This window comes from Streptomyces tyrfis (assembly GCF_037034285.1).
Lineage (GTDB): Bacteria > Actinomycetota > Actinomycetes > Streptomycetales > Streptomycetaceae > Streptomyces.
In genome coordinates, this window is the sequence record NZ_JBAGJZ010000088.1 from 1 (window position 1) to 12509 (window position 12509).

The 12509-nt window shown below is 72.7% G+C and carries 13 protein-coding genes; 10 read left to right on the top strand and 3 right to left on the bottom strand.

What is annotated here, in order from left to right; all coding sequences use genetic code 11:
* Positions 1-75: 75 nt before the first annotated feature.
* The gene (locus tag WA762_RS34880) at positions 76-666 is read right to left on the bottom strand and encodes an ATP-binding protein (RefSeq protein ID WP_335941607.1); all 591 of its coding nucleotides are present in this window, start codon (positions 664-666) and stop codon (positions 76-78) included.
* 203 nt (positions 667-869) lie between these two features.
* On the opposite strand from WA762_RS34880, the gene WA762_RS34885 reads away from it, so the two are divergent.
* From WA762_RS34885 to WA762_RS34895, 3 genes are read left to right on the top strand one after another with little or no spacing between them, the layout of a single operon-like run.
* Positions 870-1721, top strand: coding sequence for a helix-turn-helix domain-containing protein (locus WA762_RS34885; RefSeq protein WP_335941608.1), 852 nt, complete (start codon positions 870-872; stop codon positions 1719-1721).
* An 11-nt stretch (positions 1722-1732) separates the two neighbouring features.
* Positions 1733-2074: a DUF397 domain-containing protein gene (locus WA762_RS34890; protein ID WP_335941609.1), complete on the top strand. Its 342-nt coding sequence runs from the start codon at positions 1733-1735 to the stop codon at positions 2072-2074.
* Positions 2071-2355: a DUF397 domain-containing protein gene (locus tag WA762_RS34895; protein ID WP_335941610.1), complete on the top strand. Its 285-nt coding sequence runs from the start codon at positions 2071-2073 to the stop codon at positions 2353-2355. The genes WA762_RS34890 and WA762_RS34895 overlap by 4 nt, the downstream gene beginning before the upstream one ends.
* 50 nt (positions 2356-2405) lie before the next feature.
* On the opposite strand, the gene WA762_RS34900 is transcribed toward WA762_RS34895, so the two are convergent.
* Entirely contained in the window at positions 2406-2861 is a 456-nt protein-coding gene (locus tag WA762_RS34900) for a nuclear transport factor 2 family protein (protein ID WP_335941611.1), read from the bottom strand.
* A gap of 220 nt (positions 2862-3081) precedes the next feature.
* Between WA762_RS34900 and WA762_RS34905 the strand changes: the two genes are divergently transcribed.
* From WA762_RS34905 to WA762_RS34935, 7 genes are all read left to right on the top strand, one after another.
* A complete protein-coding gene (locus WA762_RS34905) occupies positions 3082-3708 on the top strand; it encodes a ribonuclease FAU-1 family protein (RefSeq protein WP_335941612.1) in 627 nt (208 codons plus the stop codon).
* Positions 3709-4044: 336 nt separating this feature from the next.
* Positions 4045-4353 (top strand): hypothetical protein, encoded by a 309-nt coding sequence (locus tag WA762_RS34910; RefSeq protein WP_018101695.1) that lies wholly within the window; start codon positions 4045-4047, stop codon positions 4351-4353.
* Between the two features lie 244 nt (positions 4354-4597).
* Positions 4598-5470 carry a DUF8175 domain-containg protein gene (locus tag WA762_RS34915; RefSeq protein WP_335941613.1) on the top strand — a complete coding sequence of 291 codons (873 nt, stop codon included), beginning with the start codon at positions 4598-4600 and terminating at the stop codon, positions 5468-5470.
* Complete coding sequence (locus tag WA762_RS34920) at positions 5460-6857, top strand: hypothetical protein (RefSeq protein ID WP_335941614.1); 1398 nt, start codon at positions 5460-5462, stop codon at positions 6855-6857. Before WA762_RS34915 ends, WA762_RS34920 begins: the two co-directional genes overlap by 11 nt.
* Positions 6854-8404 carry an SCO6880 family protein gene (locus WA762_RS34925; protein WP_335941615.1) on the top strand — a complete coding sequence of 517 codons (1551 nt, stop codon included), beginning with the start codon at positions 6854-6856 and terminating at the stop codon, positions 8402-8404. The genes WA762_RS34920 and WA762_RS34925 overlap by 4 nt, the downstream gene beginning before the upstream one ends.
* Before the next feature lie 52 nt (positions 8405-8456).
* Entirely contained in the window at positions 8457-9878 is a 1422-nt protein-coding gene (locus WA762_RS34930) for an ATP-binding protein (protein ID WP_335941616.1), read from the top strand.
* Between the two features lies 1 nt (position 9879).
* Positions 9880-11715 carry a type IV secretory system conjugative DNA transfer family protein gene (locus tag WA762_RS34935; RefSeq protein WP_335941617.1) on the top strand — a complete coding sequence of 612 codons (1836 nt, stop codon included), beginning with the start codon at positions 9880-9882 and terminating at the stop codon, positions 11713-11715.
* Between the two features lie 99 nt (positions 11716-11814).
* Here the strand turns inward: WA762_RS34935 and WA762_RS34940 are convergent, their stop codons facing one another.
* On the bottom strand, positions 11815-12375 hold the full coding sequence (locus WA762_RS34940) for a GNAT family N-acetyltransferase (RefSeq protein WP_335941618.1): 561 nt from the start codon (positions 12373-12375) through the stop codon (positions 11815-11817).
* Between the last annotated feature and the right edge of the window lie 134 nt (positions 12376-12509).

Consider the following 12509-nt stretch of genomic DNA (forward strand, 5'->3'; position numbering starts at 1 on the left):
GCCGAGGACCGGGACGCCGAGGACCGGGACGCCGAGGACCGGGACGCCGAGGACCGGACGCTCCGCGCCCGTCCGTCACCCCGGGCCCGACGTGATCTCGCCTTCCCCGGCGACCGCTCCCCCCTGGGCCTCCCGCCTCTTGATCCCTTCTCCCCCCTGGGTCTCTTCTCCCCTCCTGGTCTCTTCCCTCCTGACCTCATCTCCTTTGGACACGCACTCCACCCAGAGCAGCTTCCCGCCCTGTCCCGGCAGGCCTCGCCCTGGCAGACCTCGCCCCGGCAAGGCGCGCCCCGGCAGGGGGACCACGCCCCAGCTCTCCGCGTACAGCACGACCAGATACAGCCCCCGGCCCCGCTCGGCCAGCTCCGCCGGGGCCTCCGCGCTCCAGCGGAACGGGGCGGGAATGTGCGCGCTGGTGTCGCGGACGGCCAGCCGGACCCGATCGGGCCCTGCCTGGCGCAGCCGTAACGAGTACGGACCCGGCGCGTGCAGATACGCGTTGGTGACCAACTCGCTCGCCAGCAGCTCGGCGGTCTCGGCGAGCCCGGGCATGCCATGCGCCCGCAGCGCCGTGCGCAGTATCGCGCGGGCCACGCCGGGAGCCCGGGGATCTCGCGGGAGTTGGAGGGTGTACGTCCAGGGCGGGGATACCGTGGCACTGACCATGGAAGTCTCCGTTCACGGAGGGAGAAGGGGAATCGGCAGGTGTGCTTCGAGTCGCCCGGTGACGAAGCCGCTCCGTCGAGCGGGGTGCTTCCGGGCCGGTGGCCTGGCTCACACACTAGAACCCTCTATGGAATGCATTCCACATTTTTCATGGATTACGTGACAGATACCCTCGTGTGGGTGACCGAGCCGGGGAGCGAGTGATGCCGCCCAGCACCACACCGACAGCCCGCCGCCAACGCCTGGGGGCGGAACTCCGCAAGCTCCGGGAACGCGCCGGGATCACCGCGACCGAGGCCGCGCGGCTGCTCGGCGGCAATCAGGCCCGGATCAGCAACATCGAGGCCGGGCGTTACGGCGTGAGCGCCGAGCGGGTGCGCACGCTCTCCTGCCACTACGCGTGCACGGACGACGCCCTCGTCAACGCCCTGGCCGCCATGACCGGCGACCGCAGGCGGGGCTGGTGGGAGGAGTACCGGGAGATCCTCTCCCCGGAACTGCTCGACCTGGCGGAGCTGGAGCACCACGGAACCGCGCTGCGCACCGCGCACACCTCCGGACTGCCCGGGCTGCTCCAGACCACGGACCACGCCCGCGAGGTCTTCCGGCAGGTCGTCCCCGCCCTCACCCCGCCGGACATCGAGCACCGCCTGTCGTTCCGCATCAAGCGCCAGAGCGTCATCTTCCGCGAGAACCCGCTGCCGTACCGGGCGGTGATCCACGAGGCCGCCCTGCACATGCGGTTCGGCGGGCCGGACGTGACCGGACGGCAGCTGGCGCACCTGCTGGCCATGAGCGAACGCGACGAGATCACGGTCCGGGTGATCCCGTTCGCCGCCGGCGGATATCCGGGGGCCGGTCAGCCGGTCTACTACGTGCACGGTTCCGTGCCGCAGCTGGACACCGTGCAACTGGACCAGGCGCACGGCATCGCGCTGCTGGACGCGGAGGCCCAGCTGCTCAAGTACCGGCAGGTCCTGGACCGTCTGGAGTCGCTCGCGCTGAGCGCCGCCGCCTCGCGCGATCTGGTGAGCGCCGTCGCCCGGAGTCTCTGAAGGGAGCCGCATTGCCGAAATCGCCGAACCGTCCGTGGCAGAGGTCCTCGTACTGCGGCGAGGGCGAGTCCTGTGTGCACGTGGCGGCCCCCACCGCCGGCACCGTCTGGCTGACCGAGAGCGGCGACCCCGCCGGCCCGGTGCTCCGCACCACGCCCGGCGCCTGGGCCGCCTTCGTACGCACCGTCAAGCAGCGGCCCGCCGGGCGGTCCCCCGAGGCGTCCCGTCCCGGAGCGCGGGCCCCCGAAGCCCGGGTCCCCGAAGCGCAGACCCGAGCGCAGGACCCGCGAGCACAGGACCCCCGAGCGCAGAATCCCCAAGGGCAGAACCCCGAAGGAGAGTCCCGTCCATGACCGGCATCCCCGCCGACCTGACCTGGCTCCGCGCCGCACCCGAGGGCGACGAGGGCCCCGGCCCCTGGATCGAGGTCGCCTTCGGCCCGGACGAGTTCGTCTACCTCCGCGAGACCGGCGACCCCACCAACATCGTCACCACCACCCGCGTCAAGTGGGACGCCTTCACCCAGGGCGTCCAGGCGGGCGAGTTCGACCACTTCGTCGAGGACTTCGCAGACGTCACGGACGTCACAGACGTCACAGACCTCACAGGCGTCGAGGACCCCGAGGGGCGCTGAAGGGCACCGAAGAACGCCGAGGACGGTGAGGACGGCGAGGGGACGGCGCGTCAGCACTCCTCGCGCGGGGCCTCGGCGGCGTACCCGTCGCCGGTTCCGAAGGCCTGGGCGACGGTCAGGCTGTCCTCGTAGACGTGGTGCCGTACGACGAGGCCGTCCTCGACCGTGAGGTGCAGGGCGAACCGGGCACGGTACGCGCGGCCGGTGGAGCGGGCGGTCTGGCGGATCTCGCCGAGCACGACCGCGTCGTCGCCGTCGACCAGGATGCGTTCGATCACGGTGGCCGCCTCCCCGGCCACATGGCGCTCGGCGAGTTCGCGGTAGTGGTCGGCGGCGTCGGCCCGGGTCGATCGGTGGCGGATCCAGGGGACGGCGGGGCGGTCGTGCTCCGCCTCCGGCCAGCTCAGCCGCCAGTCGCTCCGTTCGGCGTACAGCTCCGCGATGTGCTCGGGATCGCCCGCGCCGATCCGGGCGAGCAGTTCCTCCACCACGGCGCGGGTGGTCATGGGTGCGGCTGACGACAAGGCACGGCCTCCGATCCATCCGGTCCCCCGCGTCCCGTCGACGCGGGGAGGACACCCTTTCTACGGGCGCGTGCGCGTCCGCGCGATTACCCCCGAAGTCATCGCGGGCGCCCGCCTCTCCCTGCCCTCTCCCCACAGGGCTCTCTTCCCCGCACAACCGGCCCGCGTGTCCGTCCCGCCCGCCGCGGGCACGATCCACGGCATGGACGACGCCCCGGGCCGGATACTGCGCTGGAACCTCTTCATCGGCGGTCACCTGAGCACCTCGGTGCCCGTACGCCTCGTCGAACGCACCCCGGCCGGTCAGCTGGTGTGGATGGAGACCGGCACTCCCATGTGGCGCGCCGGCCTACCGCGCGGGGCGCACCTGCGGGACATCGCGCCGCACGCCCGGCCGACCGGCGGATATCCGCCGGTCGCCGACCGGTGGCCGCTGGGCAGCGCGCTCCTCCACCAGCCGGCCGGCCGCGCGTACTCGGTGCTCTGGCTCTTCGGCCGCCGACGGAGATTCCGCGGCTGGTACGTGAACCTGGAGCACCGGGACCACCGCGGCGACGACATCGACGTCACCGACCACGAGCTCGACATCGTCGTGGCGCCGGACCGCGGCTGGCGGTGGAAGGACGAGCGATCCTTCGCGGAGAAGACCGGGCACCCCGCCTACTGGACCGCGGCCGAGGCGGCGGCCATCCGGGAAGAGGGGCGCGCCGTCACCCGACTCGCCGAGGCCGGAACGTTTCCCTTCGACGGCTCCTGGTGCGATTTCCGGCCACCCGCGAGCTGGACGACGCCGCCCCGGCCGCCCGTCCCCCGTCACCCTCTGCTCTGACCGGGTCCGGCCCGACCCCCTTCCGTCCGGGCTCCCACCAGGGCCGCAGCCGGTCCACGCCAGGTCAGCGCCGCATCCGGGCGGGGACCTGGCCAGGGTGGCGCGAGGACAGTCATTGCCCGGGGTCACCCCCCGTGATACACAGAGTAACCATATCTATCCGCTCATACACCGATTCGATCCACGGATCAGATGGTCGAACCGGTCACACGTACGAGATTCGGGTAAAGAGAGCCGCCAAGCCGTCGTACGAATGCAGTTTCATCAGCGAAGATAGGGGGCGACCCGTGTCGTGTGGCAGGGGCATCGAACTACCCGACAGGGGCGGTGACTTACATGATCCTGGCAGCTGAAAAGGGCGACATCACCACCATCATCGGCGGAATCGCCCCGAACTGGGGTCCGTTCGGGACCTTGGGCAACGAGGCCCGCGTGATGATCGAGGTCGTCATGGCCATCGCCATCCTGCTCTGCCTCGGCATCGCGGTCTGGGGCGCGGCCAAGCAGCGTATCGGCGCCACCGCACTGCGCGATACCTTCAGCGCGGAACAGGGCAAGGGGCTGATCGTGGCGGGCCTCACCGGTGTGTTCATCATCGGATCCCTGGGGACCTTGTTCACCATCGTCTACGGGATGGCCGTCTGACCGGGCGTCATCCCCGCCAGGGGCGTTCCGCGCCCGCCCTTCCGTTCCCCTCCCGCACCGTCCGTCCCCTCTCCCCCCACCATCCGTCACTTCCACACCACCCGCCCGTCGTGCCCACCGGCAGAGGTTGCGTCCCCCTGATGTCGAGTCACCACACCGCGCCCGCGCGGGAAGCAGCGCGGCTACCGTCGTATCACCCGGTTCGGGAAGCGGCCGGACCCACGGCTGAGGGGGCGTACGAGGCATGAGCAGCGACGACGAGCGCGGCTACCGGGGCTCGGGCCGTTCCGACGACCCGTACAGCACCATCGGCGGCACGCGCCAGACCCGTACCCGCTTCCACGACGACGAGGACGACGGCTACGGCGCCCCCCGCCGGCCCGCGCGCGCCTCGCGTTCCCTCGTCATGGTCGTCGGCGTGGTCGTCCTGCTGATCGCCGCCATCGCGTTCGCGAACATGACCGGGAGCGGGGGCCGCGACAACGACCGGAACGGCGGCGCGGGCAACGCGGGCGGCAGACCCGAATCGTCGTCGACCGCGGCCACCGGGACCAGACCGGTGACGGGGAAGAACGGCTCGATCCCCTCGGGGTTCGCCCACGACGAGCAGGGGGCGCAGAGCGCGGCGTCCAACTTCGCGGTGGCCCTGGGCTCGGACGGCATGTTCCGCTCGGACGCCCGCCGGACCATCGTCGAGGCCACCCACGACCCCGCGGTCGTGGAGAGCCTGCTGACCGACCTGGCGAAGGCGTACTCGCCGGGCCTGCTGGAGAACGTCGGCCTCAACCAGGACGGCACCGCGCCCAGCGGCATGACCTTCGTCTCCCGGACCGTTCCCGTCGGCACGAAGGTGGTCCGGCACGACGCCGGCACCGCCACCGTCGAGGTCTGGTGCACCGGCCTCGTCGGCCTGGCGGGCCAGGACTCCACCAAACCCGTCACCGCGAGGTGGTTCACCCTCACGGAGAAGCTGAAGTGGGTCGGCGGCGACTGGCGGATCGAGTCGTCGAGCCAGCAGGAAGGTCCCACGCCCGTCAACGGCGACAACCGGGCCTCGACCGCGGACGAAATCGCCGGTGCCGTTCAGGGATACGGAGGCTTCACCTATGCCCGATAGCCGACGCCCGCCCGCGCGCTCCCTCGCGGCGGCCCTCAGCCGACGCCCACGCGCGCGCACCCTCCTGACGGCCCTCGCCGGCCTGCCCGCGGTGGCCGTGCTGCTGCCGGCGGTGTCGCTCCTGCTGGCCTCGCCGGCCCTCGCGGACCCCAGCCCCTCGTCCACACCGTCGTCCACGCCCTCGCCCGGCGCGAGCGACGACACCTGCGACCTCATCGTCGGTGTCGCCAAGGACTACTGCGAGAAGGGCGACGCCGGCGCGCCCAGCGCGCCCCGTTCCGTCGACGACTCCCTCGACCCCCTCACCTCCCTCGCCCGCGGCTGCGCCGACGCCGCGTCCTGGATCATCGGCAAGCTCAGCGAGGCCGTGAAGCAGACCGCCAACGTCGACTTCACCAACGAGACCTTCCGCAACCAGTACGCGATCGTCTTCGCCGCCTCCGCCGTTCTCACGCTCGTCCTGTGGCTGTTCGCCGTCGCCAAGCGCGCCATCCGCGGCGTCCCGCTCACCACCGCGATCTCCGAGGCCGTGGGCTTCCTCTGGCTGACCGTCATCGCGTCGGCCTTCACCCCGCTCGTCCTGTACGTGGTCGTGTCCGCCACCGACGGCGTCAGCGACGTGATCGCCTCGGCCACCGGCAACAAGGCCGACGTCTTCTTCGGCTCGTTCTCCGAGGCCCTCAAGAAGGGCTCCGACATCGGCGGCGGACCGATCATGCTGATCGTCGTCTCGCTGGTCTCGATCCTCGCCGCCGGCGTCCTCTACCTGGAACTCGTCATCCGGGCCGCCCTGCTCTACGTCGGCGCACTCCTCGGCACCGTCGTCTACGCGGGCCTCGTCGACAAGAACATGTGGGGCCACGTACGCCGCTGGGCGGGCATCATGATCGCGGTGATCATGGTGAAACCGATCATCGTGATCGTCCTCGGACTGGCCGGCGCCCTCTCCACCGACGGCGGGCCGAACGCGTTCTCCTCCGTGGTCTCCGGGCTCGCCATCATCCTGCTCGCGATCTTCGCCTCCGCGATGATCTACCGCTTCGTACCGGGCTTCGGCGACGAGATCCAGGGCGCGCGCACCAACCGCAAGCAGGCCACCGACGGTTCCCAGGCCGCCGCGCTGATCAGCTCCCCCGCCGCCCTCGTTTCCCAGGGCATCAAGACCCACAGCGGCCGCGGCGGCGGCCAGAGCGGCGACGGCGCCGGACCCCGGCCCGCCAACCCGGTCAGCGGCGGCATGGCCGCGCACGGCTCCCGCGGCGGAACCGCCGCGCCCTCGCCCCGCAGCGGATCGGGACCGACCTCCGGCACCCCGCACGGCAGCCGCGCCCCGCGCGGCGGACCAGGCAGCACAGGTAACAACAGCACGGGAGGTGGAGGGCGTTGACGACTCCGGCCCACACGATCGCGCCCCGCCGCACGTATCTCATCGGCCGCGCCCGGCCGAACGCGATCGTCGGCAAGAACCGCGAGACCGGCGAGATCGCGCTGATCATCGTCGGCGCGTTCCTCGGCATGGTGAGCGGACTGGCCGTCCCCTACCTGGCGCCGCGCATCGTGCTGCTCGCCGGCTTCCCCCTGCTCGCCCTGGCGATCGTGTACGTGCCGTACCGGCACCGCACCTTCTACAAGTGGTTCGAGATCAACCGCAGTTACAAGCGCCTCCTGCGCCGCGGCACCGCCTACCGCTCCGGCGCCATGGAGGCCGGGGTGCGCGGCGACGGCCGCGAGGTCGAGATCGGCCCGCCCCCCGGCATCGGCCGGATCAGCTGGCTCGCCGCCCCCTTCGGCCCGGACGAGATCGCCGTGCTGCTGCACGCCGACCGCCGCACCGTCACCGCCGCCATCGAGATCGAGGGCCCCGGCGTCGGCCTGCGCGACAGCGAGGACCAGGAGGCGCTCGTCGACCGGTTCGGCACGCTGCTGAAGCACGTCGCCAACGGGGACGGCTTCGTGACCCGCATCCAGATGCTGGCCCGCACCCTCCCCGCCGACCCGGACGCGCACGCCAAGGACGTCGCCCAGCGCGGCGACCAGGCGTCCCCGGCCTGGCTGCGGGACTCCTACGACCAGCTCCAGTCCATGGTCTCCACCTCCAGCGAGCAGCACCGCGCCTACCTCGTCGCGTGCATGCACTACACCCGCGAGCTCGCCGCCGAGGCCAACGCCATGGCCCGGGCCGCCCGCCCCGCGTCCGGCCGCAGACTGGACCGGGACGCGGGCCTCGCCGTCGTCATGGCCCGCGAGCTCACCGACATCTGCGCCCGTCTCGCCGAGGCCGACATCCGGGTGCGCCAGCCGCTGGGCCAGAGCCGGCTCGCCTCCCTCGTGCACTCCATGTACGACCCCGACCACCCCATCGACCACATCCAGGCCATGACCAAGCGCAACGCCTGGCCGGCCGAACTGGACGCGGTCGAGCCGACGTTCCTCCAGGCCAAGACCCGCGAGTCGGCGACCCGCGCCCCCTGGTGCCACGCCACGGCCTGGGTGAAGGAGTGGCCGATGACCCCCGTCGGCGTCAACTTCCTGGCCCCGCTCCTCGTCCACACCCCGGACGTGATCCGCACGGTCGCGGTCTGCATGGACCTGGAGCCCACCGAGATCGCCATCGAGCGGATGCTCACCGAGAAGACCAACGACGAGGCGGAGGCCAGCCGCCAGGCCAAGATGAACCGCACCGTCGACCCGCGCGACATCGCCGCGCACGGCCGGCTCGACCAGCGGGGCGAGGACCTCGCCAGCGGGGCGGCCGGCGTCAACCTCGTCGGGTACATCACCGTGTCCTCGCGCTCCCCCGAGGCCCTCGCCCGGGACAAGCGGACGATCCGCGCCTCCGCCGGCAAGTCGTACCTCAAGCTGGAGTGGTGCGACCGCGAGCACCACCGCGCCTTCGTGAACACGCTGCCGTTCGCCACCGGCATCCGCCGCTGACCGCGGGCCGGCCGAGAGAGACGAGAGAAACGAGAGGGAGGTCGGTCACGCCATGCGAGATCCTCTGTCCGCGCTGTCGGACGCCTTCACCGCCTTCCTCTTCGGGAAGGTGGAGACGACGAGGCTGCCCGTCCGTACGTCCACGGGACAGGCCCAGGCCGTCTACCTGCCCACCGCCGCTCCCGGCCTCGGCGACTCCGGGGTGATCATCGGCCGCGAGGTGTACTCCGGCAAGGGCTACATCTACGACCCGTTCCAGCTGTACGGTCAGCAGCTGCCCGCCCCGCACTGGCTGGTGCTGGGCGAGTCCGGCAACGGCAAGTCCGCGCTGGAGAAGACGTACGTGCTGCGCCAGCTCCGGTTCCGCGACCGCCAGGTCGTCGTCCTGGACGCGCAGGGCGAGGACGGCGTCGGCGAGTGGAACCTGATCGCGCAGCAGCTCGGCCTCACCCCGATCCGCCTCGACCCGACCGCCGCGCTCAACGGCGGCATCCGGCTCAACCCGCTCGACCCCTCGATCACCACGACCGGGCAGCTCGCCCTGCTCCGCACGATCATCGAGGTGGCGATGGGCCGCGGCCTGGACGAACGGTCCGGCTTCGCGCTGAAGGTCGCGCACGCCTACGTCAACGAGACCATCACCGACCGCCAGCCCGTCCTGACCGACATCGTCGAGCAGCTGCGACACCCGGAACCCGAGTCCGCCGAGGCGATGAACGTCGACATAGACGATGTGCGGGCCTGGGGCCTGGACGTCGCCCTCGTCCTGGACCGGCTGGTCGACGGCGACCTGCGGGGCATGTTCGACGGGCCGACGAGCGTCGGCATCGACCTCGACGCCCCGCTGATCGTCTTCGACCTCTCGCACATCGACCGGAACTCGATCGCGATGCCGATCCTGATGGCGATCGTCGGCGTCTGGCTGGAGCACACCTGGATCAGGCCCGACCGGAAGAAACGCATCTTCCTGGTCGAGGAGGCGTGGCACATCATCAACTCGCCCTTCGTGGCCCAGCTCTTCCAGCGCCTGCTGAAGTTCGGGCGACGGCTCGGCCTGTCGTTCGTGGCGGTCGTCCACCACCTCAGCGACGTCGTCGACGGGGCGGCGGCCAAGGAGGCCGCGGCGATCCTCAAGATGGCCTCCACGCGCACGATCTACGCCCAGAAGGCGGACGAGGCCAGAGCGACCGGCCGGGTGCTCGGCCTGCCCCGGTGGGCCGTCGAGATCATCCCGACGCTCACCCCCGGCATCGGCGTCTGGGACGTCAACGGCAACGTCCAGGTCGTCAAGCACCTGATCACCGAGGCGGAACGGCCGCTGGTCTTCACCGACCGCGCGATGACCGAGTCCTCCCCCGTCCGGGACGTCCCCGACGACGTACGCGCCGCCGATCTGGAGGCGGAGGCGCGCGCGGCCCGGATCGAGCACCAGCAGCAGCGGCTGAACGAGTCGTCCGAGTCAACGGTGGCATGACATGGCGGGGCACGGCGGGGCACGCACCGGGGGCGGATACGACGGGTACGGCACAGCCGGCCGGGGCGGGAACGGGCGCGGCGGCGGCATCCCCGACGGCCTGCTGCTCGGCCTGCTGGCCTCCCTGCTCGGGCTGACGCTCCTGGCGTGGACGGCCACCGGCCTGGCCGGGCTGCTCGCCCACGGCGCCTGGCCGGACGGGGTCACCCTCACCGAGACCCCGCTGGCGATGCGCCGCCTCATCACCGCACCGCACGACCTCCCGGCCGCCTGGCCCACGACCCCGGCGGGCGAACTCTCCGGATACGGGCTGTTCTGGGGCCTGTTCATCGGCGAGCTGATGGTGCTGGTGGTGCTCACGATCTTCGTGCTGGGAGTGGTGACCCGCTGGCGCGCGGTACGGGCGCGACACCGCGCCGAACGGCTCGCGGCCGGCCCCGGCGACGGCAACGGCGCCGGTGTCAGTGCCGGTGTCAGTGCCGGTGCGGGTGCTGGTGCTGGTGCGGGCATCGGTGCCGTGGACGCGCCCGGCACCGCGCTCGAGAGCGGGCCCGCAGCCGGTACCGGCTCCCGCGCCGACGCACGCCCCGGCCACCCGGGCACGGCCCCGCACGGGACCGCCGCCGTACCGCCCCCGCCGGCCCCGCCGGACCCCGCACCCGCGACGCCCGGACACCCCGCGCCCGGCCCCGCCGGGCCGCTCTCGGAGCCCGCCGGGCCGGTCGCCGCCGCCCCGCACCAGGCCGCCGCCGCGCCCGCGCAGGGGGCCTTCCCTCCGCCCGCTCCGCGGGCTGCCGCCTCCCCCGCCGCCGCGGCCGGGCCGGAGGCCACGCCCGTGCCCACCGCCGGGGCCGTCGCCGCGGCGTATCCGGCGTCCGAGCCGTCCGCTCCCGTGCCGCCCGGCTCCCGTCCCCCGTCCGTCGTCCTCGGGCCGCCCGCCGTCCGGCGGCCCGTCGCGCTCCGGGCGATCCAGGAGGCCGCCGGCCCCGCGCTGGTCGTGACCTCGGACCCCACGGTCTGGGCCGAGACGAAGGACGCCCGGGCCAAGCTCGGCCCGGTCCTCGTCTACGACCCCGGCCACCTCTGCGACACCCCGGCCCGCCTCCACTGGTCCCCCACGGCCGGCTGCGAGGAGCCCGGCACCGCCGCCGCCCGCTCCGCCGCGCTGCTGGCCCCGGTCCGGCCGCAGGCCCGTGCGGACGCGGCCACGGCCGACACCGCGGAGACGCTCCTGAAGTGCTGGCTGCACGCCGCCGCCGTCGACGGCCGGCCGTTCCGCCAGGTCCACCGCTGGGCCGTCGGCGGCAGCGCCCACGAACCGGTACGGCTGCTGCGCACCCACCCCCGGGCGGCCTCCGGACTCGCCGGACTGCTGGAGTCCGCTCTCACTGCCCATCCCGAACGCCGCGAGATGGCGCAGGAACTGACGGTACGGGCCCTCGGCGCGCTCTCCACGGTCCACATCCGCGACGCCTGCACCCCGAACCGGGCCGATTCGCTCGCGCTGGCATCCTTCGTGCACGAAGGGGGCACTCTCTATGTGGTGGGTGAGCCGATCGAGGATCCCCGCTCGGGCCCCGGAGCGATGCCCCTGCTCACGGCGCTCGTCTCAGACGTGGTCGAGCACGGCCGCCGCCTGGCCGCACGGTCAGCCGACGGTCGGCTCGACCCACCAATGACCCTGGTACTCGACGACGTCGCCGCCGTGGCGCCCCTGCCCGGGCTTCCGGAGCTGCTGGCGACGGGCGAGACCGCTGGTCTGCCGGCCCTGGCCCTGCTCCGCTCCCGGGAACAGGCCCGCGCCCGCTGGTCCCGGGAGCTCACCGGCACCCGCTGACCCACCCCGCACCGGCACTGGCACCAGGCCGCCGAGGTCCATGCCCGGGCACACGCCGAGGCCCCAGCCACGGGCATCGGCCCGGACGGCCGCTCCGGGCTACGCCGGCCGCTCCACCGCGTACTCGATCTCCTGGGCGGACGGATCACCGGGCATCGGCACCGTCTTCCCGGTGGGCGTGAACCCGATCCGCCGATAGAAGGCGGCGGCCCGCGCGTTGTCCTCGTGGACGTGCAGCCGCACCCGTTCGATCCGGGGTTCGTCCAGCGACCACGCCCAGTCCAGCGCCGCCCGGAACAGTTCCTCGGCCAGGCCCCGGCCCCGCGCCTCGGGCCGTACGAACACGGCGCACACCTGCGCCTGGGGGACCTCCGCCGCCTCCCCGAGCCGCGACGACCCGTCCGGCCGTTCGATCAGCACGGTCACGCCGCCGTCCCACCGCCCGTCGGGCGCCACGGAGACGAACTGCCGCACGCTCCCGTCCCCGTCCTCGGACCCGCCGAGCGCCCGGTCCTGCCAGAACGCGTCGCACTGGGCCGCGCCCTGCTCGTACGTCTCCAGAAAGGCGATCGGAGCCGCCGGATCCCGCAGCGCGGCCAGCCGCAACTCCTTGACCAGGGCCCACTCATCAGCACGCACGACACGCGTCACATGTTCCATTCCCCGATCCTGCCGCCACGCGCCCCACCTGCACAAACAACTTTCCTGGACGGCGCGGAAACAACCCGCGCCGAGCCCGGGAGTGACCGGGGGAGAACATCCCATAACGCAGGGAAGCCCCGTACCAGAACGGT